This window comes from Thermosynechococcus sp., from assembly GCF_046299655.1.
In the GTDB taxonomy this organism is placed as follows: Bacteria; Cyanobacteriota; Cyanobacteriia; order Thermosynechococcales; family Thermosynechococcaceae; genus Thermosynechococcus.
The window spans coordinates 151,124-176,069 of the sequence record NZ_JBKBHZ010000002.1; the positions used below are offsets into that span (position 1 = coordinate 151,124).

Below are 24,946 nucleotides of genomic sequence, written 5' to 3' on the forward strand. Positions count from 1 at the left end.
TAGTTTGAAATGGTCGTTGTGGTTTATCTTAATGGTCAACTGTTGCAACTCCTACGAAACTCATCATGCAAATTCGCCGGCGTCCCCCGAATCCTCCTGTAACCGTTCGCAATCTCCACTACCAAGTCCCAGTAGCCGATGCGGCTCCCCGCAACATCCTTGAGAAAATTGTCTGGCACAAGGAACAGGAGGTGGAGCAACTGCGGGAAGCTCTCCCTTTGTCCGATTTACAACGTCAGGTGCTCGATGCGCCACCCGTGCGCCCCTTTCTGGAGGCACTGCAAACCCCTGTCACCCAGCCGGCACTGATTGCTGAGGTGAAAAAGGCCTCTCCCAGTAAAGGGATTATTCGCCCCAACTTTGAGCCGGTGGCGATCGCCCAAGCCTATGTTGCCGCTGGTGCGACCTGTCTTTCTGTGCTGACGGACAGTGAGTTTTTTCAAGGGAGTTTTGAGTACCTGGCTCAAATTCGCCAAGTGGTGGAAGTGCCCCTGCTGTGTAAGGACTTTATCATTTACCCCTACCAGATGTTTCTGGCTAGGCTGCGGGGGGCAGATGCAGTGTTGCTGATTGCTGCGATTCTCTCGGACAAGGATCTGCGCTATTTCCTGCGCATTGCCCAAGGATTGGGACTGACGGCTCTGGTGGAAGTACACACTGCCGAGGAGATGGAGCGGGTTTTAGGCCTTGAGGAGGTGCGCCTTGTGGGCATTAATAATCGCAATTTGACGGACTTTAGTGTTGATCTGGCCACTACGGAAACACTTTTGGCTACCTATGGGGCGCAATTGCGCGATCGCGACATCCTTGTGGTCAGTGAATCCGGCATTCATCAGCGTGCCGATGTGGAACGGGTGACCCAAGCCGGTGCCCAAGCGATTTTAGTGGGAGAATCTCTAATGCGACCCCCAGCAGAGATGGCGCACTTGAGCGAGGCGGAGCAACTCCAAGCACGGATTCAGCAGTTATTCCCAGAGTTAGCGCGCTAGGTATGCCCCTGAAGGCAGTTTTGTTTGATTTCAATGGTGTCATCCTCGACGATGAGGCGATCCATGCTGCCCTCATTGATGAAATCCTGCTGCAAGAAAATCTGCGACCGCAGCGGGGCGAGTATGACCTTTTTTGCTTAGGACGGAGCGATCGCGCCTGTTTAGATAATCTCCTCAGCCGCCGCGGACGGGCAGTCACTCCAGCCTATTTGGATAAACTGGTGGCTCAAAAGGCCGCCACCTACCGCGCACGCTTGGCCAGTCTCGAAGCGTTTCCCTTCTTTGGGGGGGCGATCGCCCTCCTTGAGAAACTGCATGCAGCGCAATTAAAAATTGCCATTGTTACCGGTGCCCTGCGATCGGATGTGGATTTGGCCTTGGAGCGGGGCACCCTCACGCATGTTGTGGACTGTATTATCAGTGCCGAAAGTGTGGAACGGGGCAAGCCCCACCCTGACCCCTATCTACAGGCTGTTCAACAGTTGCAAACCCTAGAGGCTGACCTGACAGCCGCCGATTGTCTGGCGATCGAGGACACGTTGGTGGGGATTCAATCTGCCCGCGAAGCTGGGGTTAAAGTGTTGGGGGTAGCCCACACCTATCCCTTGCACATGCTGCAGCGTCGCTGCCATTGGGTACTGGATCGCCTTGATCAGTTTGACCTTGGGGAAATTGCCCCTCTGTTCAATCGCCGTGTGGCCACTGCCACCCCTTAGAGCTGCTTGACCTCAGCAATGAGTTGATTGAGCACTTCCTTGGCATTCCCAAAGAGCATCAGCGTTTTGTCTTTGTAAAACAGCTCGTTGTCAATGCCGGCAAAGCCCGGATTGAGACTGCGCTTGATCACAATCGTGTGCCGTGCCCGATCCACATCGAGAATGGGCATACCATAGACAGGGCTACCGGGGTTGGTGCGGGCGGCGGGATTCACAACATCATTGGCACCAATCACAAGGGCGACATCCACATGCTCAAACTCTGGATTGATGTCCTCCATGTCCTTGAGTTGAGAGTAGGGGACATTGGCTTCCGCCAGCAGCACGTTCATATGCCCTGGCATGCGCCCAGCCACGGGATGAATGGCGTATTTAACCTCCACACCAAGCCGCTCCAGTTGATCCGCTAGTTCTTTGACGCTGTGCTGCGCTTGCGCCACTGCCATCCCATAGCCGGGAACAATGACCACCGACTTGGCATAGCCGAGCATCATGGCACTTCCTTCAGGATCAATTGTGCGTACTGACTTCGCCGTGGCGTGAGCCGTCCCCTCCGCGTTGCCAGTGGTCGCACTGCCAAAACCACTAAAGAGGACATTGGCCAAGGAGCGATTCATTGCTTTGCACATGATCTGCGTCAGAATCAGCCCCGAAGCTCCCACTAGGGCACCTGCGATAATCAGCATACTGTTGCCAACAATAAAGCCAGCCGCACTGGCAGCCAACCCTGAGAGGGAGTTCAAGAGGGAAATCACCACCGGCATATCGGCACCGCCGATGGGCAGGACAAAGAGCACTCCCAAAATGCTGGCGATCGCCACCAAGCCCCAGAACATCGGCAACTGACTTGGATCCAACCACACCAAACCACTGGCCACTAAGAAAGCCACCAGTAAGCCGAGGTTAATCACCTGCTGCATTGGGAAAATGATTGGAGTTCCCGAAATCAGTCCCTGAAGTTTACCAAAGGCAACAAGGCTACCAGTGAGGGTGACGCCACCAATGAGCACCCCCAAAATAATCGTGATCAGTGTACTGGCGGTCAGCGGTTCATCCATGGCCACGAGGCGGCAAAATTCACCAATGCCCACCAAGGCAGAGGCTGCCCCCCCTAAGCCATTGAGCAACCCCACCATCTGGGGCATAGCCGTCATTTCCACTTTGTAGGCAGCGATTGCGCCAATAACGCTGCCGAGGCCAATGGCCGCTAGGATGCCCGTGTAGCTTATAATCTGGCGATCAAGGAGCGTGACCACAATCGCAATCAACATCCCCAAGGCGGCAAGGCGATTTCCTTGACGGGCCGTGGCCGGTGACCCTAGTTTTTTCAGACCGAGGATAAAGAGCGCCGCAGCGCCTAGATAGCTCAATTCTTGAATGCGTGTTAGCCAATCCATGGTTCCTACCGCTTAAACATCTGCAACATGCGATCTGTGACCAAAAAGCCGCCCACTACGTTAATTGTGGCCAGCACCGTCGCAATAAATCCCAAGACCACCGTTAAGGTTGTGTGTCCACTCCCCGCCATCAGCAGTGCCCCAATCACGGCAATCCCAGAAATTGCATTGGAGCCAGACATGAGGGGCGTATGCAGGGTGGGCGGAACCTTATTAATCACCTCAAAGCCAATGAAACTGGCCAGCACAAAAATAATCAGACCGACAAGAATAGGATCTGTCATCGAACCAACCCTCTAGGGAAATGTCTAAACCGTTGTGGCCAAGGTTTGGGCAGGATGCAGCAGTTCCAGTACCCGTGGGTTGCGTACCTGCCCCTCATGGGTGATACAGGCAGCATCAATAATGTCATCGCCAAAGTTCAACACCAATTCCCCCTTGGGAGCAAGGTACTTCAGAAGCGTTGAAATGTTTTTGGCATACATCTGACTGGCATGCACCGCCAGCGTCGAGGGTAGATTAATTGGGCCAATAATCGTAACCCGCTGATGACAAATGGCGCGCCCTGGTTCGGTGCAGGCACAGTTGCCCCCCTGCTCAGCGGCTAAATCCACAATCACTGAACCTGGTTTCATGCTGGCCACCATGCGTTCTGTGACCAAAAGCGGGGCAGGCTTACCGGGAATTTGGGCCGTGGTAATGACCACATCGGCATTGTGGACATGGGCAGCGATCGCCTCTTGGGTTTTGTGCTTCGCCGCTTCCGAGACCTCTTTGGCATAGCCGCCAGGGGCAACCGTCTCTTCCTCCAAGGGGACTTCGACAAATTTGGCACCGAGGCTTTGGACTTCTTCCTTGACTGCGGGGCGAATGTCAAAGGCTTCAACCACAGCTCCCAAACGCCGCGCCGTGGCGATCGCCTGCAAGCCAGCCACCCCTGCCCCAATCACAAACACCTTGGCGGGGGGAATTGTACCCGCTGCCGTCGTCAACATTGGAAAAAAGCGCGGCAAATTGGAAGCGGCCAATAATACTGCTGCATAGCCCGCCACGGCTGCTTGGGAGGAGAGGGCATCCATACTCTGGGCGCGACTGGTGCGGGGAATACACTCGAGGGCAAAGGCCGTAATATACCGCTCCGCTAGGTGTTGCATCTGCCATGGATTGCCCAAGGGATTGAGAAAACTAATTAAGGTGGTGCCAGGGCGAATCCACTCCACCTCGCGATCGCGCAGCGGGGCGACCTTGAGCAGCACATCCACACTGCCCCAGACCTCTTCAATGGAGTAACCAATTTCCGCACCTGCGGCACGGTAGTCCTCATCGCTGAAGTGCGCCATATCCCCTGCCCCGGACTCCACACAGAGGTGATACCCCTGCTGCACTAGCTTGGCAACGACTTCGGGAATGAGGGCAACCCGTTGTTCACCCACTTCGCGTTCCTTAACGACCCCAACTTTCATAGGCACTCTTGGATAGGGTTTGCAGTCTTTACAGAACAATTCCTTGGTGTACTCATCAGGGCATCTTTATCACTGCCCGACACCGTCACAACACATTCACCTGCTGTCCTGTACTAATCCTCAAGCTACTGCGATCCCCTTGGGAATGGGAGAAAATGTCAGCATTTCGTGGGGGTTCTCCACAAGTCTTATGATCCCCAGCAACGTTTGTAACAAATGTTGACAATGTCACTGAGTACTTTTACTTACTGAATCTAGAAAATATCAATCTCAGCGCCCTTGTGGCAGACTAGGAGATTGCAAGTACAGAATCACAGGCATGTTCAAAACAATTTTAGTGGCACTCGATACCAGTGAGTTATCGGCACGGGTGATGGCAGCGGTGACCCAGTTAAATCTTGACCCGGATGCCCAAGTGATTCTCAGTCATGTGATCTCACCCGCAGAGTCGGGGTTTGGGGTCAGTGCCGATCGCCCCTCGTTGCATCCGCAAATGGGCACCTACCGTAGTATTGAACAGCATTTACAACAGTTCCAAGACCTCCTCCCCTGCGATTCGGAAATTGAAATTGTCACCGGTGATCCGGTGGATGAAATTTTGCGCTTGGCCAATATCTATGGGGCCGATCTAATTGTACTGGGGAGTCGCGGTCTCACAGGGGTTGAGCGAGTTGTGCAAGGCTCGGTGAGTGGCGCTGTGGTGGCTGATGCGCCTTGTTCAGTGTTTGTGGTGAAGTCAGCGGAAACCTAAGGCATGACAGCACCATTGACGGGTTTAACAGCGGCGGAAGTGGCGGAGCGGCAAGCCAGAGGTCGCATTAACCGTCAAGTGAGTGAAAGCAATCGCACCTATGGCGACTCGCTGCGGCTTTTTGGGCAGTGCCGGGACCGCGTCCGCATCGCTTTCTGATTTGTTCATCTTTGCTGGCTGTCTTCTTGATGATTAGCGTCTCGCCCACCCTGCAGGCAGTGGTGGAGTTGGAACCCCTTTCGGGGTGGCTGTGGGGATTGATTGTTCTAATTGTGTTCCTCTGGGTAATCTTGCTACGCACGTTCTGGGGCTATCGGCTCTTGGATCGCTTCCTTGGTGTTGATCTCAGTTAGGCATGGGGGGCGCGATCGCGCTGAATGGAATAAAGATGGGCATACAAGCCTCCTTGGGCGAGGAGCGTCTCGTGGTCTCCCTGCTCACGAATTGTGCCTTGGTCCAACACCACAATTTGATGGGCATCCCGTACTGTGCTGAGGCGGTGGGCAATCACAATCATTGTGCGAGTACCCGTAATGGAGCGCAGGGCAAGTTGAATTTCGCGCTCTGATTCATAGTCGAGACTTGAGGTAGCTTCATCAAAAATCAGTACATCGGGATCCGCCAAGAGGGCACGGGCAATCCCTAACCGCTGCCGTTGTCCCCCGGAAAGCCGCAACCCCCGTTCACCCACAATCGTGCGATAGCCCAAGGGCAATTGATGTACAAATTCATCCACCCGCGCAATGGCACAGGCCTCATAGACCGCCTCAGGGCTGACATCGGGGTTGGCATAGGTGAGGTTCTCCCAGAGGGTGCCGTTAAAAACATCCACCTCTTGGTGCACAATAGCTAGCCGGCGGCGATAGGCACGCACATCAAGGGTTTGAATATCTTGGCCGTCAATGAGAATTTGCCCCTGATCTGGCTGGAAGTAGCGAAAGAGAAGCTTGATCAGGGTGGATTTTCCCGACCCGGAACGCCCCACCAAGGCCACCGTTTGGCAGGGTTCAATGAGTAGATTAATATCCCGCAGAATAGGATGCCCCGGCGTGTAGCTAAACCAGACGTGCTGAAAATCCACTTTGCCGGAAAACTTCAGGCTAGGAATCTCCTGTTGCTCAAGATCAATGGCATCGCGGCCGGGGGGCAATTCCATAAATTCATGGAAGCGCAAAATGGAGGCATAGCGGCGCGCAAAGACCTCCGACACCTGCGAGAGGGGTGTAATTTCGGCATAGGCCATACTGGCAAGGGTGTAAATCGTAATAAAGTGGCCAATGGAGACCCGTCCGGCAATCGTGGCAGCTAGGGAGAAACCCAACAAGGTGAATAAACAGAATTGCACCCAGCCTGCTTGCCAAGTAATTAGATACATGTAGCCGCGATGGATGCGATCAATAACCATCTTGAACTCGCGATCGAGGCGCTGGGTTTGACGAGCCAATTCGCGAGCTTCGGTAGCAAAGGCTTTGACGGTTTTGATATTGGTAATGATTTCTGAGGTGCGGCTTTCGGTACTCTCAATATGGCTGTCGAGAATTTCTTCCTTTTGAATGAGGCGGCGTAGGGTGCGCAGTGTCATCGCAAAAATCAATGTAAATGAGGTGATTAACCCTAGGGCGATCGGCCAGTCTAGCCACCATAGAATGACCCCAATGCCAAGAACACGCACAGTTTTAGGGATCAGTTGGCCAGCGATTTCTGGATAGCTCCAGGTGTGGTTAGAAATTCCCTTGTTGACGCGGTTGGCAATTCGGCCGGGGTTGTTTTCCTCAAAAAACTCCAAGGGCAACGTTAGAATTTTCTCCACCGCTTTGCGGGTGTGATCGCGCCGAGCGGCCAAGGCAATCCACCAGTGGAACCAGACCCCCAGCCACGGTTGAATGGGGGCGCGCACCACGGTGGCCAAAAAGACAATACTGCCGAGAACGGTGAGATTCACCCCAAAGGTATTGTTCCAGCCCGTCCATGTTTGGAGCGTATGGGCGATCGCCACCACTGGCGGATCAAGGGGTTGTTGCGAGAGCAGGTTGAGAATTTGGCCAATGGCATAGGGTACGAGCAAATCCACCAGTTCGCAGAGACTGGCTGCGGTAATACTGGCGATCGCTGTCCACCGATAGGCGCGATAGTAACCCAGAATGGAGCGAAACGTGGCCATAAAAACAGGACAAGCACTGTTCCTATTTTAAGAAATCTTAAAATTTTCTGCCGTCGCTCTTGGGTAGAGAACGCTTTAGACCTTCACAGAGACGGGGGTGCGATTCAGACGGGTTTCATAGGGGGCACTGACAATCAGCGATCGCCCGGTCATCTCAGGGGGTTGCGGCAGCCCCAAAATTTCCAGAATGGTCGGTGCAATATCCGCAAGGCAGCCGTCTTGGCGCAGGGTGACATCTCCACCATGGCCGGGGATTTTGCGTTTCTCCCCTTCCACCAAGATAAAGGGAACGGGGTTGGTGGTGTGAGCCGTCCAAGGGTTACCGTCCTCATCAATCATGTACTCAGCGTTGCCGTGATCAGCGGTAATCAGCAGCGTGCCCCCCACTTTTGTTGTCGCTTCCACCAAGACGCCGACACAGCGATCCACAGTTTCAATGGCTTGAATGGTCGCGGCCAATTGCCCCGTGTGCCCCACCATATCGGGGTTAGCAAAGTTCACCACAACTAGAGCATATTCCTGTTTCTCAATGGCTTCTTTGACTGCTTCTGTTACGGCGAGGGCAGACATAGCTGGTGCTTGATCGTAGGTGGCCACCATTGGACTGGGGATGAGGATGCGATCTTCACCGCGGAAAGGTTCCTCGAGACCACCATTGAAAAAATAAGTGACGTGGGCATATTTTTCCGTTTCCGCTGCCCGCAGTTGCTTCAGACCATGTTCGGCAATCACTTCCCCAAGGATATGATTGAGGTTTTGGGGGGGGAAGGCGACACCACAGTTAAAGTTGGCATCGTACTGGGTAAAGGTCACATACTCCAGCGGTGTAATCAATGTCCGTTCAAAGCCGCTAAAGTCCGGGTCAATAAAAGCTTGGGTGAGTTGGCGGGCGCGATCGGGTCGGAAATTAAAGAACACCACACCATCGCCGGGTTCAATGGCTCCTTCCGCAATGCGTGTGGGGACAATGAATTCATCGCCAATATCCTGAGCATAGGACTTACTAGCCACATCCACCGCCCGTAGGGGTTGTATATTCTCATTGCTGGTCATGACGCGGTAGGCCGCCTCAGTGCGATCCCAACGGCGATCGCGATCCATGGCATAGTAGCGACCACTCACCGTCACAATTCGTCCGCAGCCGATGGTTTGCAGGCGTTGTTCCAATTCCTCAAGGACACCTGCTGCATCGCGGGGGGGCGTATCGCGACCATCAGTAATGGCATGAATACAGGCGGGCAATTCATGGCGCTTCGCCAGTTCCACCAAGCCGTAGAGATGATCAATGTGGGAATGCACCCCGCCAGCAGAACACAGGCCGATAAAATGCAGCTTGCCCTGACGCTCCTTCACAGTTTGACAGAGCTTTACGAGGACAGGGTTGGTAAAGAAGCTGCCATCCTCAACAGCATCGGAAATGCGCACCAATTCTTGGGGGACAATGCGCCCCGCGCCGATGTTGAGGTGCCCCACCTCAGAGTTACCCATTTGTCCTTTGGGGAGTCCCACCGCCTTCCCAGAGGTGTTGATTAACGTGTGGGGATAGGCTTGCCACAAACTGTCCATGACAGGCGTCTTGGCACTGGCGATCGCATTACCGTAGGTCTCTTCGCGATAGCCCCAGCCATCTAAAATCATCAAAACAACGGGCGCAACAGGAGACGATGCCATGTGAATGCCCTACCTTAAACTTCTCTGGGAAATTGCGTAAATTTTACAATCTCGCAAATAATACCATTCTCAACCGCGAGAGACAAATTGGGTAACTTGGGCTACAGTTCACAAATTCGATCAATTCTGAGTCAATAGACGGATCTATCCTAGCGGATCAGAGAGGGCCAAATGTTGAAAACTGTTACAGATGCGGCTTTTCGGGATTAAATCCTTGAAGACAAAAAATTGCCGTGATAGTATCCAAACTGTTGTTTGTTAGCCAAAATTGGGAGTCGTCCGTTGTCACTTCGGGTAGCCGTGGTCGGTGGTGGTCCAGCGGGTTCCTCAGCCGCCGAAACCTTAGCCAAAGCTGGAATCGAGACTTATCTTTTTGAGCGCAAATTAGACAATGCCAAGCCCTGTGGCGGTGCGATCCCCCTGTGCATGGTCAGCGAATTTGACTTGCCGCCGCAAATTATTGACCGCCGCGTGCGCAAAATGAAAATGATTTCCCCCTCTAATATCGAGGTCAATATTGGCCATACCCTCAAAGACCACGAGTATATCGGTATGTGCCGCCGCGAAGTCCTCGATAGCTTTCTGCGCAATCGGGCGGCAGATTTAGGCGCCAATTTGATCAATGGCACTGTCTTTAAGCTGGAACAGCCCACCACCAGTGATCAGCCCTACACCCTCCACTATGTGCAAGAGGATGGTACTGCCCATAGCCTTGAAGTGGATGTGGTGATTGGGGCCGATGGGGCAAATTCCCGCATTGCCAAGGAAATTGATGCCGGCGACTACAACTACGCCATTGCCTATCAGGAGCGCATCCGTCTGCCTGAAGACAAAATGGCTTACTACAACGAGTTGGCAGAAATGTACGTCGGGGATGATGTGTCCCCCGACTTTTATGCGTGGGTTTTCCCCAAATATGACCATGTCGCCGTGGGCACCGGCACCATGAAAGTCAACAAAGACCGGATTCGGGAGTTGCAAGCGGGAATCCGTGCCCGCGCTGCTGCCAAACTGGAAGGGGGGCAAATCATCAAAGTCGAAGCCCACCCCATTCCTGAACATCCTCGGCCTCGGCGGGTCGTTGGTCGTGTCGCCCTTGTAGGGGATGCTGCGGGTACCGTCACCAAATCCTCTGGCGAAGGTATTTACTTTGCCGCCAAGTCAGCCCGCATGTGCGCGGAAACCATTGTCGAGACCTCCAACGGTGGTCGTCGTATCCCCACGGAAGCCGATCTCAAGCTGTACCTGAAGCGCTGGGATAAAGCCTACGGCATGACCTACCTAGTTTTGGATCTGCTGCAACGGGTCTTCTATCGCTCCGATGCCACCCGTGAAGCTTTTGTGGAGATGTGTAGCGATATTGATGTGCAAAAGCTCACCTTCGATAGCTACCTCTACAAGACTGTTGTGCCGGCCAATCCCCTCGTGCAGTTGAAGATTACAGTGAAAACCATTGGGAGCTTGATGCGGGGCAATGCTCTTGCTCCCTAGGTAAGTTGCAGATCCGCCCTCGCCCTTAGAGGGCTTGGATCCATTCATAGATCTTGTATTCTGTCCAAATTTGATGCTGCCAGTAGGGATCGTTTTCGATCAGTTGGCGCACGGTCTCTTCGCTGTCTGCCTCGTAGAGGGCAAAAAAGTAACGCAGGTCTTTGGTGGGGCCAATGGTCACAAGCACTCCTTGGGCTTTTTGAGCCGCTAGGCCATCGAGGTGGGCTTGGCGGTGAGGGGCACGCCGTTCGAGGACATCTTCACAGTAGCGCCCCCAAGCCACAAATTTTGTCATTTCATCCTCCTAGGCTTGTTCAGCAGCCAGTTGGGCCAGTTGTTCCTGCTGATCGCGGGCAATACAGGCTTGGATAATGGGTTCGAGATCCCCTTCTAGGACACTACTGAGGCTAAAGTTTTGTCCTAGGCGGTGATCGGTAACGCGGTCGTCTTTGTAGTTGTAGGTGCGAATTTTTTCGGAGCGATCGCCTGTTCCCACTTGGGAGCGGCGCATTGAGGTAATGGCCTCCTGCTGCTCCCGCAGCTTCATTTCGTAGAGCTTCGCCCGCAGGATTTGGAAGGCTCGCTCTTTATTTTTCAGTTGGCTGCGCTCTTCGGTGCAGAAGATGCGAATACCTGTCGGCTTGTGGAAGAGGTCAACGGCTGTTTCCACCTTGTTGACATTTTGGCCGCCGGCACCCCCGGATCGCGCCGTGGTAATTTCAATATCTTTTGGATCGATTTCGACTTCCACTTCATCCACTTCAGGCATCACCGCCACCGTGGCCGTAGAAGTGTGGATGCGTCCCCCTGCTTCAGTGACGGGCACCCGCTGCACGCGATGTACACCGGATTCAAACTTCAGCTTGCTATAGACGCGATCGCCCTTGATTTCGAGGATGGCTTCCTTGAAGCCCCCCATTTCTGCAAGGGATTCGCTCACTAGGCTCACTTGCCAGCCTTGACTTTTGGCATAGCGAGAGTACATTCGCACCAAATCCCCTGCCCAAATTCCCGCTTCATCACCGCCGGCGCCCGCCCGAATTTCTAGCATGATGTTTTTATCATCATTGGGATCACGGGGGAGCAGCAGAATTTTTAGGCGTTCCTCGAGTTCGGCAATGCGGCAGCTGAGATCAGCGACTTCTTCTTCAGCCATTTGCCGTAGTTCGGGTTCATTGACCGCTTCTTTAAGCAGTTGGCGGGCATCCACCAGTTGCTGGTTAAGGGATTGCCATTCGTGGTAAGCATTCACCGTTTCCTCTAAAGCCGCGCGAGAGCGAGCCACCTTTTGAAATTCTGCTGGGTTGACCGCCACATCGGGGTCTGCCAAGCGACGGGTGAGTTCCGTAAAGGTTTGCTCGACAGTGCGCAGTTTTTCTAGAAGATAGGCCTCTGCCATAGGAAAGGTAGGAATTTTCTAAACTTTCCGTGAATAGTACTCAACCACGAGAAGTTCGTTCACTTGGAGAGCAACCCACTGCCGCTCCACAATGCCCGTGACTCTGCCAGTGAGGGTACTTTTATCTAGCTCCAGATGACTGGGAATATTGGCAAGGCCAGGGTTTTGAAGATTGGTTTCCACTAGGCGGCGCGATCGCTCGTTATCGCGGACGGTAATCACATCCCCCGGACGGCACTGATAGCTAGGAATGGAAACGCAGCGGCCATTGACCAAAATATGGCCATGATTCACCAGTTGGCGAGCTGCTGGAATCGTTGGTGCCATACCAAGGCGGAAAACGGTATTATCTAGCCGCATTTCCAACAACTGTAGGAGGGTCTGGCCCGTGGAACCACTCACGCGACGGGCTTTGCGCACATAGCGCACAAGTTGCCGCTCCGAGATCCCGTAGTTGAAGCGCAGTTTTTGCTTCTCGTCAAGGCGCAGGGCATATTCCGAACGCTTTTTGCGAGTTTGCCCATGCTGGCCGGGAGGGTAGCTTCGCTTAGGGTCTTTGCGGGTTAGACCAGGTAGCTCACCTAGACGACGGACAATTCTCAAACGAGGGCCACGATATCGAGCCATGCAACTATACCCAACCTACAGTGATGATGGTGTCCAACCAAAAATGTGCAAAAAATAGACTAATTTGCCGAGGGCAACTTAATCAGCTTGCCTAGTATATCAAGGGGATGGGGGCGATCGCAACCCTAGGACGAGGATTTCGGGACAGCCTCACTGCTGGCCTGCAAGGCTTTGAGATCTAGCAAACTGACAATCGTCCCCGTAATGGGAATAGCAAGGAAAATGCCGACAATGCCTGCCACCGTTGCTCCCACCAAGAGGGAAAAAAATAAAACCACCGGATTGAGGTTGACGGAGTTGCGCATCACACGCGGCATGAGGATATTTTCCTCCACCTGTTGTAGCAGAATACAGCTAATTAGCACTTGTACACTCAGGGCAATACCCTTGGGCAGTAGGATCAAGCACACTAGGGCAATGCCCATCGTTGAGCCAATTCCTGGAATGAGATCCAAACCGCCGGCGATCGCCCCAAGGGCAAGGGCGTAGGGGGCACGTAACACCAGCAGGACAATGAATGTGGCGGTACCAAAGAAGAGAGACAGAAGCAAACGGCCACTAAAGAAGCCCAAAAAGTTCCGCTCCAAGGCTTGAGGCACGCGATCGCGCCATGGGTCGGGCAAAAAACTCAGCAGGTACTGCCATAGCCGTTCCCCCTCTAGCAGCATAAAGAAGGTAATCACAGCAACAATAATGCCGCTTAGGAAGAGGGCAAAGATGGACTGTAGCTTCCCAAAGCCAAACTGAATCCCCGCAAGGGCAAAGGCGCGCAATTCTGACTCCAGTTGCTGAAAATTGATGTCTAAATTCCATCGCGCCAGAAAGTGCTGCATCCCCTCAAGGGAATCAATCCACAGATCAATTTGGCTGGGCAAATTGCTCACCAAGTCCTGCAACTGGCCAATGATCGCCAAGCCAAGGGTAATCCCCAGGCCGATCACCAATGCCAATGCCCCTACAAAGACAACAATTACCGCAAAACTATGGGGCAAGTAACGCTTCAGCCAGCGCACAGGGTAGTTAAGCAAAAACGCGAGAATCGCCGAAAAGAGAAACACCAGTAGGACGTAGGCAAAGTAGTGCAAAAGCTGCACACCAATCCAGCCAAGGGCAAAGAGCAGAAGCAGGCGCAGTAGGCGACGGTTTTCGAGGCGATCAAGCCAATTGAACATAGATTGATTCGGATGCCCTCAACGCCTTGACTATAGCCTATAGGCTGCATTTTTCGGCTCAGTTACATTGCTTTACAAACCGTCTGACCCTTTGGGATCATGGGAAGGGGTTTCCATTGTAGGGAGTAGATAGACGTGGATCACCACAGTTGGCAAACCAGTTCCCAGTGGATCATGGTAGGGCTATTGCTCTTGTTTGCGATCGCCCACAGTGGATTGGCCAGCTTACGTCCTTGGGCAGAAAAGCACGTGGGTGCCCGCCTCTATCGCATTTTTTTCGCCCTAGTGAGTCTGCCCCTAGCGACAATCTTGATTCTCTACTTTTTGGCCCACCGCTACGACGGCGTGCAACTGTGGCAACTGCAGGGGGTACCGGGGATGGGTGCGCTCGTGTGGGGGCTATCGGCGATCTCGTTTCTCTTTCTTTATCCGGCCACATTTAACCTGCTAGAAATTGCCGCTGTGCAAAAGCCAGAAGTACACCTCTACGAAACGGGCATTATTCGCATTACCCGCCACCCGCAGTTATGGGGACAGGTGATCTGGTGTGTAGCGCATACGCTGTGGTTGGGCACGTCCTTTACACTGCTAACCTCCCTTGGTCTGATTGCCCATCACTGCTTTGGGGTTTGGCATGGCGATCGCCGCTGGTACGCCCGGCACGGTGAGGCATTTACTGCCCTGAAGGCTCGCACCTCAATCATTCCCTTCAAAGCCATTTGGGAGGGCAAGCAACAACTGGTGTGGCAGGAATTTTTGCGCCCTGCCTATGGGGGAGTGGTGATCTTTGTCGCTTTGCTGTGGTGGCTGCACCCTTACTTTTACCGTGTCACCCCTGAAATCTTGCCCTTTTAGCCTCTCCTAGGGAAATTGCGCATAATTAGGTTAGAGCTATCCCGTTTCAGGCAAGTTTTTCCACCCGTGTCCTCCCTTTCCCCCCTTTTTGCTGCTGAATCTCGCCTCACTCGTCTTTTCAATCAATTGCAACCGCCCCCGGAAACCGTCGTACTAGTCTTGGCAGTACTCATTGGCGGCAGTGCGGGGTTAAGTGTGCTGCTGTTCCGTTATCTGATTGAGACAATTCATCACATTGCCCTTGAAGACTTAATGGGGCTGATTGGTCGATGGGGCGCTTGGACACTGGCCTGTGTGCCGATGCTTGGAGGGCTATGGGTAGGGTTAATTCGTTGGGGCGTACAGGAGTTCAGCCCAAATCTTACCGCTCTCATGGGAGTGGTAGAAGCCGGCAAGGAAATTCCTTGGCTTCGCCCTATTGCTAAAACCCTTGCAGCAGCGATTTCCCTTGGTACAGGTGCCTCCCTTGGTCCAGAGGGCCCCAGTGTGGAAGTGGGCGCTAACATCGGCATTCTCCTTGGTCAAGCACTGAAGGTCTCCCGAGAACGGCAAAAGTTGCTCCTTGGTGCAGGGGCAGCAGCCGGTTTGGCAGCAGGTTTCAATGCCCCGATCGCCGGCGTGTTCTTTGCCCTTGAGGTGGTACTGGGCACCACCTTTGAAACCACGGCTGTGAGTGTCGTACTTTTAGCGGCAGTGATTTCTGCCCTGATTACCCAAATTGGCTTGGGGTCACAACCTGCCTTTGATCTGCCAGCCTATGAGGTGCGCAGTTCCCTTGAGTTGCCCTTGTATTTGGGCTTGGGACTGTTGGCCTACGGCGTTGCCATTGCCTATACTCAGTTACTCCAGTGGCTCCCCCAAGCCTTTCAGGGGAAGATTCCACCCATGCAGTTTTTAGATCGCATTCCCCTACCGCTGCGTCCCCTTGTGGGTGGGTTATGTGTTGGCCTTGTCGCCTTGTATTTGCCACAAGTGCTGGGCATTGGCTATGAAACGGTGGAGGCGATTCTCAGGGATGTGAACTTTTCCCTCGGCTTGCTGTTGATATTGCTCGTCGCCAAGATGGTGTTGACGGCAGTGAGTCTAGGCAGTGGTCTAGTGGGGGGCATCTTTGCACCGGCGCTCTTTTTGGGTGCTTCCCTTGGTGCCGCCTATGGTAAGGTATTACCCATCTTACTACCCATGTTTGCCAACAGTATTGCTGCTCCTGCCGCCTACGCAACCGTGGGAATGGCCGCCGTTCTTGCCGCCAGTGTCAATGCCCCCTTAACCGCCATTTTGCTGCTCTTTGAAATGACGCGGGACTATCGCATTATTTTGCCCCTTATGGCAGCAGTGGGGTTGAGTGTCTGGCTGGTGAACAGCTTTAGTTTGCCAAAACGGCGTGAAGTGCCTGCATTATCCCCTAGTATTCAACCGCAACAAGAGGAACAGGAAGAGAGTCTTCCCAATCTTTCGGTTGCTGAAGCCATGCAGTCTGATGTGCTGTTGCTCAATGAAACCATTCCTCTTGTGGTGGCAGGGCTGCAACTCATTGAAAGAAAAGCCTACTGCGCCTTTGTCATAGATGGTCAGCAGCAATTGATTGGCCTTGTGACTTTGGGAGATATTAACCGAGTAATCACTCGCTGGGAGGCTGACCAAGAAACAACCGCCGATCAAGGGCAAACGGTGGGGAGTGTCTGTACGCGCGACTTGTTACTGGCCTATGGGGATGAACCCTTGAGGGATGCCCTTGATCGCATGGCAGCACGGGATTTAAGGCAGTTGCCTGTGGTGGATCGCAGCAACCCGCAACGGGTCCTAGGGTTACTCACCAGAGAGAATATCCGCCTTGCCTATTCTCTCGATCAAACGCGACGTAAGCTACTGCCCTATTTGGAGCAGGCGATGCTGTCGCTGCCCCTAGAACCTGAACCTATTTCTTCAGACCTAGTGGAGACTTCCCCCTAACTGGGAGCGCAGGTGAATGACCTCACCAATGACAATCAAGGCGGGGGTTTGAATCTTTGCTTCATCATAAGTGGCGATCGCTCGCTCTAGGGTTGTCACCACTACCCGTTGTTGCGGTGTTGTTCCCGATTCAATAAAGGCCAAGGGGGTCTGGGGCGATCGCCCCCCTGCCAGCAGTTGCAGCACGATTTCCCCCAGATGGTGAAGTCCCATGTAAATCACAATCGTATCCACCGCCGTAGCCAGAGCCGACCAATTCACACGTGGTTGATAGCGACCAGCGGCCTCATGACCAGTGACAAAAACCACCGAAGAACTAAAATCCCGATGGGTGAGGGGAATGTGCGCATAGGCAGGTGCAGCCACCCCACTGGTGACCCCCGGCACCACTTCGACAGTAATGCCAGCCTCGACAAGGGCAAGACACTCCTCACCCCCTCGGCCAAAGACAAAGGGATCACCCCCCTTAAGGCGCACGATCACAGCATGGCGCTGTGCCAAGTCAATCAACAGGCGGCAAATCTCCGCTTGGGAGAGGGTATGGTTGCCCCGCCGCTTGCCCACATAAATTTTTTCCGCTTGGGGGTTGATCAAGCTAAGAATTTCGGGGCTAATCAGTGCATCGTAGAGCACCACATCCGCCCACTCCAGCAGCGTCTTGGCACGCACCGTCAGTAACCCCACATCTCCAGGGCCTGCGCCCACTAGATATACTTTGCCAATTAATTGCGGTGAACTCATGCCTTAATCCTTTGCGGGGAATTTCTTATCTACCAATGGGATCCGAAACGTTCAATCAACAGTCACCAGTTCTGCTGGTAGCGCTTCCCACCCTTGTCCCTTGCGGACTAATAGCGGGGGTTCAACGGTGAGATCAAGGATACTCGACATTTGCTGTCCAAGGGGTTCCCCGGTATCAATAATTAAATCCACCCGTTTGTCAAACGCATCGAAGAGATCTGCGGTATTCACATAATAGGTCTCGTCGTCGGGCAGTCGTGCTGAGGTGGAAATAATCGGATTACCTAAGGCGGTCAACAGCGCTTGGCTCACAACGTGGTTAGGTACGCGAATCCCTGTAGTTTTGCGTTTGGGATTTTGGACAAGGCGGGGCACCAGTTTTGTTGCCGGCAGCAAAAAGGTGTAAGGTCCCGGAATCAGGCGACGCATGAGGCGATAAGCGGAATCGCTGACATAGGCATACTGGGCAATATTGGAGAGGGAAGAGCACAAGAAGGTGACAGGTTTATCGTTGGAGAGCCGCTTGAGTTGGCGTACCCGTTGTACCGCCCCTTTGTGGTTCATGTCGCAGCCAATGGCATAGACTGTATCCGTGGGGTAGAGCATGATTGCCCCTTCTTTGAGAGCCTCCACAATTTGGGCGATCGTGGGGGGTGGGGGGTTAACAGGATGAAGTTCAAAAATCGCTGCCATTAAAAAATCCGCGAGGGCACTGCTGCCATAACGTAGTTTTAGTTTAACGGGAATAACATGGGCGAATGCACTTTATCTAATGTGTATCTAATATCTAATGTGTATCTAATGTGTGGAGCTAAGTGTCGGTTGCAGGGAGCCAATTCTGAGTCAAAACCATCTCTGGGGAATAAGGACAGGTTTCAGGAAAGGTGCTCAGTGGTAAACCCGTTTGCTCTGCTGCTTGGCGGCGAGCGCGTTCATAGCTTGTGGAAAGTTGGCTGGCTGGATAATCCCGCAAGCTAGGACTATCAGCTATGGTTAACTCAATTTGAGTGCGGGCATCCGTGATCGAATCCAACCAACTATCGGAGCGGCGTTGGGGTTGATATTGCCACTTTAAGAGGTGTAGCAGCAGACGAGTTAACTGGCTATTGATGGCACGCCGTTCACTTTTGCCCAAGTCCTCTACCTCAGCAATGAGATGGGGCAGATCCAACTCTTGCCATCGTCCTTCTCGCAATAATGCCACTGTTTCTGCAATCCACGCACTGTAATCTTGGTCGTACTGCTGCTTCATTGGTGCTAGATAAGGCGTGCCAACATTCACTCATTTTAGATTCAATTTTCAGAATAACGGAACTACAAGACGTTTCTCAGGGTCTTTAGCTCTGGTACTGTGTGGAATGCAGTACACTATACTGGGTTAAATTGGGTTGGTGGATGGTTCTCGATGAAAAACTCCTTGCGCTATCTCCTGTTTAGCTTGGGTGTGGGGCTGGCGATCGCCCTTGTGCCGCGTTTGTCCATCTTTCAATCTCCCGATATGGTCATGGCGCAGGGAACCAGTCAGACCATTTCCCCGCAACGGTTGGCAAACCACCTGAAGAAAATCAATGCCAAGATGTACGGTGCCTACTGGTGTCCCGCTTGTATGAAGCAAAAAGAACTCTTTGGCAGTGCGTTTAAGACCATCAACTATATTGAGTGCGATGCGCGTGGTACCAATGGCCAGCCAGAACTGTGCAAACAGGCCAATATCCGTGCCTACCCTACATGGGAAATCAAGGGTAAACGCTATGAGGGGGTCTATCCCCTAGAGGGCTTAGCTCAGCTTGCGGGGTATCAGGGGCGCTAATGCTCGCGAACCCTAAAGACCCTTTTGAGGAGAGAACTGAGCACCAATTTTTATCGTCGGTTCCCAATTGATTGTTCTGTTGTTTATCATCAGAAAGTAGTAGGGCGTTTGCGCTAGTCAGCGATCAAAGGTAGGGAAGTTCTTTTTGTGATTAGGATCACGCAAAAAACGTGGTTTCGATCACAAGTTGGCGATATGTGGCCTTTTATGATGTAGGTATGTTAGAAGCTCTCAGTTCAGTTGTGCCCCTGAATTCCAGCACGGTCGGTAGCAGCGTGGCTCAAGAGCGCCTCACCCCCTATGAAAACTTGGATCACAGCAAACGACTACCAGCTCATTTACGACCACTTGCTGGAATGTGTGCAGCAGGAGAGTCCGCAGCAAGTCATTGAGCGGTTTCGTGCCCTTTTTCTCATGGGCTATACCTATCCCGATCGCCAGATTCAGGAGGCCATGGATCGCATTGTGACGGGGGCACGGGCAGCAGATCATTTTCGTCCTTTCATGAACCGCTGCTGTCACATTTTGATTAACCGCTGGCAGTCACGTCCCTTGCTCCAAGGCGCTGTTTCTGAATTTTTGGCCATGCTGCAAACGCCGGTGGCGATGCCGGCGGGGGGGCTAAGCCGGGCACCGATTGTGCGCAAGCTGCGGCTGCTTGTCAAGGACTACTTAGAAAGTGAGGCTTTTCAAAAGCTCCAGCGGCTCGTTCAGTTCTTTCAAGAGGACGCTCAAGATCCTGTACAAATTCAGCAAAATGGCGATCGCCCCCTTGCAACCCTGATTCGCCGCTATCCCTACCTGTACAACCACTGCCTTGTGGGAGAGGATACGGCACCTGAAGAACTGCGCTATATTCAAGAGTTTCAGCAAAAAGCAACGCAACAATTTGAAATGAATCTGAGTCAATACCTCACCAGTGAGTTTCGCCGTGCTCAGGGGCATCACAACATCTCAGCGGTGAAAAATCCCACCTTGCTCTCTGACGAAGAAGTGAAAACCTCGATTCAACATTTTGTCGGTAAAGTGGATGGCCGCCACACCTATCGCGACTTGGCCAGTCAATTTCAGCAGCGGCTGCAACGCCTGAAATCCACCCGCGACTTTCGGGATGCCTTCTTCCACTACTTGACGGACACCACAGCGGACGTGGGGCGGGGTCGGTTTCGCCAGCGCTTTTATCAGTATTTGGAGACGCTACCCCTCTTCCAGCAGCCACAACCTCTGAATGAGTTTACCATTGTGCGCACCTGTAGCCAGACCCTCAATTACTTAGTGGTGGAGAGTGCCCAAAATCCTAATCATCTGGTTTTTGTTGACTTACTCAACAATATCGGTACGGTGGCAACAATTGGTCTATTGCTCAAGATTATTCTCCTGAGCAAGAAAGTGAAGCCCTATCTTGAAAAACGCTTTGCCATCTTGTTTAACCACTATCAATCCTTTAGTCGGGGCAAGGTGCGCTGGCTGGTAAATTGCCTAGAGCATTTCAATATCGCCCATGTCACCCACTTTGGCAAGTTGGACTTCTCCTTTTTTGCCCGCTGCTAAAGCAGTCTATTCCAAGTCTTCAGCCAAGACTTTGGCGATCGCCACCTGAGATTGCTGCCGAAATTGACTCACATCCACTTGTTTCAACAGGAAGACGGCCGCCAGCATTCCCAGGATTGGCAGACAAAAGACAAAGCCATAGGCAAGGAGCGGCACACCAAACAGTTGGCGACCAATATCGAGGGCCGTGCCGCCGACAACGGTAGCTGATCCCCGCGCAATGGCCTGCGCTAAGCCCCAAGCGCCAATAAATGTCCCTGCCGTTTCTGCCGCCGTTAAGTCCAGCATGAGACTCAGGGCACCCGTCGTCGTTACTCCAGCGGCAATACCAAAGAGAAAGAGTTGCAACTGAAAGAGCCACACCTGCTGCGTGACACCTGAAATGATCAGCAGCAAGAACATCCAGGCCACCCCCCAACAGCCGTAGATAGTGGTGCGAATCTTGCCGAGGCGCGGCACAATTAAAAATCCTGTGAAACTGAGACCCACAAGCGTACCCATGCCCCAGTAGGCATTCAAGCGCGTGGTTTCGGCGATCGTCATGCCAAACACTTCCCCACCAAAGGGTTCGAGAATGGGTTCCTGAATAAATAAACTCAAGGTCATCAGGACTAGGAAGAGAAAAAAGCGCCACGTTTGGGAGTTGGCCGTGAGAATCTTCAGGGCGCGACCAAGGGTAATGTTTTCAGGGTTGTCGCAGGCACGACTGCGCACATGGTAGCGGGAATACTTGGCCTCAACCCCCCAAGTGCTAGCGATCGCGAGGGCCAAGACCACCGTCAAAACCACTAAAAAGAGACGATTGACACTTTGTTGTAGGAGTTCAATCGGGGTGTCTAGCTCCAACTGCCGCAGCAGCACACTGCTAAGAATGGCACCGACCACAATGCCCACGGTCAACATAGACCAGACAATCCCCACCAATTTGCCTCGATCTTCCTCTTCGGAGACATCCACCAGCAGAGCCGCAAAGGGGGTGGAGCTACTACTGACACAAATGCCGTAGGCGGCAAAGAGCAATCCCAATAGGCCAATCCAGCCTTGGGTAACCAAACTCCAGCCCGCTTGATCTAAACTTTGCCCCACCTGCCAGATCACCTGCACAATGGCGTAGGTAACCAAGGTAAAGGCCAGCGCCCCACCCCAGATATAGCCTGTGCGATGATAGCCCCCAAGGGGATGGGCATCGGAGAGCTGACCAAACCACACCCGCACCGGTGAGACAAACTGATGCATGGCGATCGTCAGGGTGACCAGCGTGGCCGGTACTGCCAATTCTTTGATCAAAATACGGTTGAGCACCCCCAACACCAGAATTGACATCATCCCCAGCCCCATCTGAAAGAGACCCAAGCGAAACATGACCCACAGGGGCAGCGGCGGGGGTGCAGCGGCAGAATGACTAGCCATACCTCAGTAACTCACATCACTGATAGAGGATAATAAATGAATTTCAGGACAAATTTAGATTGCCATCAAGAAGGAAATCGTCAAGGATACAACTAGGGCAATGAATGTCAAAAAGAGCGATCGCTTCAACGATTCCATATAAGCAGACATGGGTTGCATCACCTCATCCGTAGGGTGTTTTGTGTTGTGTTCCATCAATGGAAAAAGGACTGTATTGTGTTAAATTGTAGTCTTTTATTGTACTGCCTTTTTCCGGGGGTCAAAACCCGATAGGTCAGGCATCCATTACATGGGGACGTATCAGATCAATGGGGATAAACTTGCGCTCACCATTATTCATTGTTCTGCTCACAATTGTCATCGACCGCTTGGGTGAGAGTCTCATTTTCCCCATTTTGCCCTTCTTTGTGGAGCGATTTAACTTTGATGCGTTGAGCTTAACCCTGCTATTTTCTGCCTTTGCCGCTGCCCAATTCATGGCTGCTCCCCTCCTGGGTGCCCTTTCCGATTGCTGGGGACGTCGCCCGGTGTTGCTGATTTGTATTGCCGGCACTGCGCTCTCCTACATCCTTTTTGCTGTGGCGACGGTACCTTGGCTGCTTTTTGTTTCGCGAATTATTGATGGCCTCACGGGGGGCGTGGTTTCAACGGCTCAGGCCTATATTGCCGACACCTCTGCCCCAGCTGATCGGGCCAAGAACTTTGGTTTAACGGGAGCAGCGTTTGGCATTGGCTTCATCTTTGGGCCGGCGATTGGGGGCAGCTTAGCAGCGATTGACCTCAAGTTACCAATTTGGTTTGCCGCCGCCTTGGCCCTAGCCAATGTAGTTTTGGCTTATTTCATCTTGCCGGAGTCATTGCCCGCCACCCAGCGATCGCCCCTGACCCCCAAGAGCTTTGCTTTGCAACAGCAGTGGTTGGCGCTATTCAATCAACGTACACTTCAAGCCTTGCTGATGGCCTTTTTTATCTTTAACTTTGCCTTTGCGGGGTTTACTAGTATTTTTGTCCTCTTTTTGAAGCGGCAATTGAGCTGGGGACCTGCCCAAGCGGGAATCATTTTTGTGATAATTGGCGTGGTGAGTACGATTGTGCAGGCAGGCTTGATTCGCTCGTTGATCCCTCGGTTTGGCGAGCAGCGCTTGAGCTGGGGGGGACTTCTCCTCGTGGCCTTGGCCTTGTTGGGCATTGCCGCCGTTCCCAGTGTGGGTAGCTTCAGTGTGCCGCTGCTGTATGGTTGTGTCGTCGGCTTGGCCTTTGGCGTAGGGATCATGTTGCCCTCCCTGCGGGGGGTGATCTCCAATCGCGTGCGGGATCAGGATCAGGGGAAAATTATTGGCGCTAGCCAATCGCTGCAAAGTGTGGCCGGCATTGCTGGCCCGGCATGGGCAGGATGGGTCTTTGATCGCTGGGGTGGGGTGGCGCCTGCTTGGCAAAGCAGTGTGATGATGGCGATCGCCCTTGGCTTTTTGGCGCTGGGATTGGGCAAGCCCAAGGATGCGACCCCTAGCACTCTCTAAGCAAAATATGTCAAACTGCTAAGCAAAGACCTTCATTCGCCCATTTTTCCAACCTTTGGACACTCTCGAAGCTCACCTATGATGCGGTTGTCTTTCCCTCAGCCCTCTCGACAGCCCCGTTGGCTCCATGCTTGGCGACGATCGCTCCGCTATCACTATTTGCGCCTAATGCGCTCCCACAGTAGTACCGAGAGTATTGCCCGTGGTCTCGGGGCAGGGGTCTTTGCGGGGATGCTTCCCCTCTTTGGGGGTCAGATGCTCATTGCCGTCACGGTAGCGCTCCTCGTGCGCGGAAATAAACCCTTGGCTGCCCTTGCCACTTGGGTGAGCAATCCCTTTACCTATGTGCCCCTCTATTGGTTTAACTTTCAGGTGGGCTGGTGGCTGATGGGGCAGCCGTCTCTGTCCTTTGGTGAGTGGCAATCTTGGGAAAAGCTTCTCGAACAGGGGGGGCAAATGGCCATGATTCTCATTTTTGGCAGTGTTTGGGTGGGCGTGATTGCCGGACTCCTCACTTACGCTCTGTGCTTGCGGCTGCTACCCACCCTGCGGCAACGCTTTCGGCGGCGTTCTGCTATGGCTGCTGTAAGTTTTCTAAACCGGCCACAACCTTAGCGGATTGCAGGCGATCGCCCTGCTGGATTGTGTCCACCACATCCATGCCATCGGTGACATAGCCAAAGACAGCATAATTGCCATCGAGGAAATCCAGTTGATCAAGGGCAATGTAAAACTGGGCGGAGGCCGAATCGGGGAGTTGCGATCGCGCCATGGCCACTGCACCGCGCGTATGAGTCAAGACGGGTAAGACTTTGCCTGCCTGGCTATAGGTGGGAGTATCACTACCCTGCCCCAAAATTTCTAGGGGAATGTAGCGGGGGCGATTCGTTGCTGGATCAATAAATGAACCGGTGCCGTAGCGTTGCGGTGGCACGCTGGGGTCTTTGGTTTGGGGATCCCCCCCTTGAACCACAAAGGGTCGCGGTTCACGCACCACGCGGTGAAAAATGGTGCCATCATAGACGCCGCGATTGACTAAATCCACAAAATTGCCGGCAGTAATCGGTGCTGCGTTTCCTTTTACTTGGATTGTAATGGGGCGATCGTTGACCGTCAGCACGACCGTTGCATCGCCATTCAGTCGAGGTAAATTGGCCATAGGGGTTGGGCTTTGTGCTCCTGGAATTGAACTAGTGTCAGCCACCGACGAGAGTGACGCGCAACTCACCAGCAGAAGGACACTGAGCACCATCACCAACCGTGGCAGAA

The 24,946-nt window shown here is 53.2% G+C and carries 26 protein-coding genes; 12 read left to right on the plus strand and 14 right to left on the minus strand.

The window, feature by feature from the left end:
- Positions 1–65: 65 nt before the first annotated feature.
- Together trpC and ACK4HN_RS02250 are read left to right on the plus strand one after the other, a co-directional pair.
- A complete protein-coding gene (trpC, locus tag ACK4HN_RS02245; RefSeq protein ID WP_409868836.1) occupies positions 66–989 on the plus strand; it encodes an indole-3-glycerol phosphate synthase TrpC in 924 nt (307 codons plus the stop codon).
- A gap of 2 nt (positions 990–991) precedes the next feature.
- On the plus strand, positions 992–1,705 hold the full coding sequence (locus ACK4HN_RS02250) for an HAD family hydrolase (protein WP_409868835.1): 714 nt from the start codon (positions 992–994) through the stop codon (positions 1,703–1,705).
- Here ACK4HN_RS02250 and ACK4HN_RS02255 read toward each other — a convergent pair.
- Genes ACK4HN_RS02255 through ACK4HN_RS02265 form a run of 3 tightly spaced genes read right to left on the minus strand, consistent with a single transcriptional unit; the run spans position 1,702 to position 4,565 of the window.
- Positions 1,702–3,102, minus strand: a complete 1,401-nt coding sequence (locus ACK4HN_RS02255; RefSeq protein WP_409868834.1) for an NAD(P)(+) transhydrogenase (Re/Si-specific) subunit beta — start codon at positions 3,100–3,102, stop codon at positions 1,702–1,704. The genes ACK4HN_RS02250 and ACK4HN_RS02255 overlap by 4 nt on opposite strands.
- Before the next feature lie 5 nt (positions 3,103–3,107).
- Entirely contained in the window at positions 3,108–3,386 is a 279-nt protein-coding gene (locus tag ACK4HN_RS02260; RefSeq protein ID WP_250682948.1) for an NAD(P) transhydrogenase subunit alpha, read from the minus strand.
- A 24-nt stretch (positions 3,387–3,410) separates the two neighbouring features.
- Entirely contained in the window at positions 3,411–4,565 is a 1,155-nt protein-coding gene (locus ACK4HN_RS02265) for a Re/Si-specific NAD(P)(+) transhydrogenase subunit alpha (RefSeq protein ID WP_409868833.1), read from the minus strand.
- Positions 4,566–4,884: 319 nt separating this feature from the next.
- Here ACK4HN_RS02265 and ACK4HN_RS02270 point away from each other — a divergent pair, with 319 nt between their 5' ends.
- The 3 genes from ACK4HN_RS02270 to ACK4HN_RS02280 are packed head-to-tail and all read left to right on the plus strand — an operon-like array spanning position 4,885 to position 5,669.
- Positions 4,885–5,316 (plus strand): universal stress protein, encoded by a 432-nt coding sequence (locus ACK4HN_RS02270; protein WP_409868832.1) that lies wholly within the window; start codon positions 4,885–4,887, stop codon positions 5,314–5,316.
- Between the two features lie 3 nt (positions 5,317–5,319).
- Positions 5,320–5,475, plus strand: a complete 156-nt coding sequence (locus ACK4HN_RS02275; RefSeq protein WP_409868831.1) for a hypothetical protein — start codon at positions 5,320–5,322, stop codon at positions 5,473–5,475.
- A 29-nt stretch (positions 5,476–5,504) separates the two neighbouring features.
- On the plus strand, positions 5,505–5,669 hold the full coding sequence (locus tag ACK4HN_RS02280; protein WP_409868830.1) for a hypothetical protein: 165 nt from the start codon (positions 5,505–5,507) through the stop codon (positions 5,667–5,669).
- On the opposite strand, the gene ACK4HN_RS02285 is transcribed toward ACK4HN_RS02280, so the two are convergent.
- On the minus strand, positions 5,666–7,477 hold the full coding sequence (locus ACK4HN_RS02285; protein WP_409868829.1) for an ABC transporter ATP-binding protein: 1,812 nt from the start codon (positions 7,475–7,477) through the stop codon (positions 5,666–5,668). The genes ACK4HN_RS02280 and ACK4HN_RS02285 overlap by 4 nt on opposite strands.
- Positions 7,478–7,552: 75 nt before the next feature.
- Positions 7,553–9,148: a 2,3-bisphosphoglycerate-independent phosphoglycerate mutase gene (gpmI, locus tag ACK4HN_RS02290; protein WP_409868828.1), complete on the minus strand. Its 1,596-nt coding sequence runs from the start codon at positions 9,146–9,148 to the stop codon at positions 7,553–7,555.
- A gap of 282 nt (positions 9,149–9,430) precedes the next feature.
- Between gpmI and chlP the strand changes: the two genes are divergently transcribed.
- A complete protein-coding gene (gene chlP / locus ACK4HN_RS02295) occupies positions 9,431–10,639 on the plus strand; it encodes a geranylgeranyl reductase (protein ID WP_409868827.1) in 1,209 nt (402 codons plus the stop codon).
- 25 nt (positions 10,640–10,664) lie between these two features.
- On the opposite strand, the gene ACK4HN_RS02300 is transcribed toward chlP, so the two are convergent.
- From ACK4HN_RS02300 to ACK4HN_RS02315, 4 genes are all read right to left on the minus strand, one after another.
- Positions 10,665–10,934 carry a YciI family protein gene (locus tag ACK4HN_RS02300; protein WP_409868826.1) on the minus strand — a complete coding sequence of 90 codons (270 nt, stop codon included), beginning with the start codon at positions 10,932–10,934 and terminating at the stop codon, positions 10,665–10,667.
- Positions 10,935–10,943: 9 nt separating this feature from the next.
- The gene (gene prfA, locus ACK4HN_RS02305; RefSeq protein ID WP_409868825.1) at positions 10,944–12,038 is read right to left on the minus strand and encodes a peptide chain release factor 1; all 1,095 of its coding nucleotides are present in this window, start codon (positions 12,036–12,038) and stop codon (positions 10,944–10,946) included.
- 18 nt (positions 12,039–12,056) lie between these two features.
- Positions 12,057–12,665: a 30S ribosomal protein S4 gene (gene rpsD, locus ACK4HN_RS02310; RefSeq protein ID WP_409849654.1), complete on the minus strand. Its 609-nt coding sequence runs from the start codon at positions 12,663–12,665 to the stop codon at positions 12,057–12,059.
- Between the two features lie 125 nt (positions 12,666–12,790).
- On the minus strand, positions 12,791–13,837 hold the full coding sequence (locus ACK4HN_RS02315; protein ID WP_409868824.1) for an AI-2E family transporter: 1,047 nt from the start codon (positions 13,835–13,837) through the stop codon (positions 12,791–12,793).
- 174 nt (positions 13,838–14,011) lie between these two features.
- On the opposite strand from ACK4HN_RS02315, the gene ACK4HN_RS02320 reads away from it, so the two are divergent.
- Complete coding sequence (locus ACK4HN_RS02320; RefSeq protein ID WP_409849719.1) at positions 14,012–14,692, plus strand: NnrU family protein; 681 nt, start codon at positions 14,012–14,014, stop codon at positions 14,690–14,692.
- 66 nt (positions 14,693–14,758) lie between these two features.
- Positions 14,759–16,645 (plus strand): chloride channel protein, encoded by a 1,887-nt coding sequence (locus ACK4HN_RS02325; protein ID WP_409868823.1) that lies wholly within the window; start codon positions 14,759–14,761, stop codon positions 16,643–16,645.
- Here the strand turns inward: ACK4HN_RS02325 and cobA are convergent.
- The 3 genes from cobA to ACK4HN_RS02340 form a co-directional block, all read right to left on the minus strand.
- Positions 16,625–17,386, minus strand: coding sequence for a uroporphyrinogen-III C-methyltransferase (gene cobA / locus ACK4HN_RS02330; protein ID WP_409849648.1), 762 nt, complete (start codon positions 17,384–17,386; stop codon positions 16,625–16,627). The two genes, ACK4HN_RS02325 and cobA, sit on opposite strands and share 21 nt — an antisense overlap.
- Positions 17,387–17,437: 51 nt before the next feature.
- A complete protein-coding gene (locus ACK4HN_RS02335; protein ID WP_409868821.1) occupies positions 17,438–18,079 on the minus strand; it encodes an L-threonylcarbamoyladenylate synthase in 642 nt (213 codons plus the stop codon).
- A gap of 118 nt (positions 18,080–18,197) precedes the next feature.
- Positions 18,198–18,638: a DUF29 domain-containing protein gene (locus ACK4HN_RS02340; protein ID WP_409849644.1), complete on the minus strand. Its 441-nt coding sequence runs from the start codon at positions 18,636–18,638 to the stop codon at positions 18,198–18,200.
- Positions 18,639–18,791: 153 nt separating this feature from the next.
- Here ACK4HN_RS02340 and ACK4HN_RS02345 point away from each other — a divergent pair, with 153 nt between their 5' ends.
- Both ACK4HN_RS02345 and ACK4HN_RS02350 read left to right on the plus strand, forming a co-directional pair.
- Entirely contained in the window at positions 18,792–19,196 is a 405-nt protein-coding gene (locus ACK4HN_RS02345; protein ID WP_409877191.1) for a hypothetical protein, read from the plus strand.
- A gap of 300 nt (positions 19,197–19,496) precedes the next feature.
- A complete protein-coding gene (locus ACK4HN_RS02350; RefSeq protein ID WP_409869406.1) occupies positions 19,497–20,747 on the plus strand; it encodes a hypothetical protein in 1,251 nt (416 codons plus the stop codon).
- Positions 20,748–20,753: 6 nt separating this feature from the next.
- Here ACK4HN_RS02350 and ACK4HN_RS02355 read toward each other — a convergent pair whose 3' ends face one another.
- The gene (locus ACK4HN_RS02355; protein WP_409869405.1) at positions 20,754–22,157 is read right to left on the minus strand and encodes a BCD family MFS transporter; all 1,404 of its coding nucleotides are present in this window, start codon (positions 22,155–22,157) and stop codon (positions 20,754–20,756) included.
- Positions 22,158–22,465: 308 nt separating this feature from the next.
- Here ACK4HN_RS02355 and ACK4HN_RS02360 point away from each other — a divergent pair, with 308 nt between their 5' ends.
- Together ACK4HN_RS02360 and ACK4HN_RS02365 are read left to right on the plus strand one after the other, a co-directional pair.
- Positions 22,466–23,677 carry an MFS transporter gene (locus ACK4HN_RS02360; protein ID WP_409869404.1) on the plus strand — a complete coding sequence of 404 codons (1,212 nt, stop codon included), beginning with the start codon at positions 22,466–22,468 and terminating at the stop codon, positions 23,675–23,677.
- A 78-nt stretch (positions 23,678–23,755) separates the two neighbouring features.
- On the plus strand, positions 23,756–24,292 hold the full coding sequence (locus ACK4HN_RS02365; protein ID WP_409869403.1) for a DUF2062 domain-containing protein: 537 nt from the start codon (positions 23,756–23,758) through the stop codon (positions 24,290–24,292).
- Here the strand turns inward: ACK4HN_RS02365 and ACK4HN_RS02370 are convergent.
- Positions 24,252–24,929, minus strand: a complete 678-nt coding sequence (locus tag ACK4HN_RS02370; protein ID WP_409869409.1) for a peptidylprolyl isomerase — start codon at positions 24,927–24,929, stop codon at positions 24,252–24,254. The two genes, ACK4HN_RS02365 and ACK4HN_RS02370, sit on opposite strands and share 41 nt — an antisense overlap.
- Between the last annotated feature and the right edge of the window lie 17 nt (positions 24,930–24,946).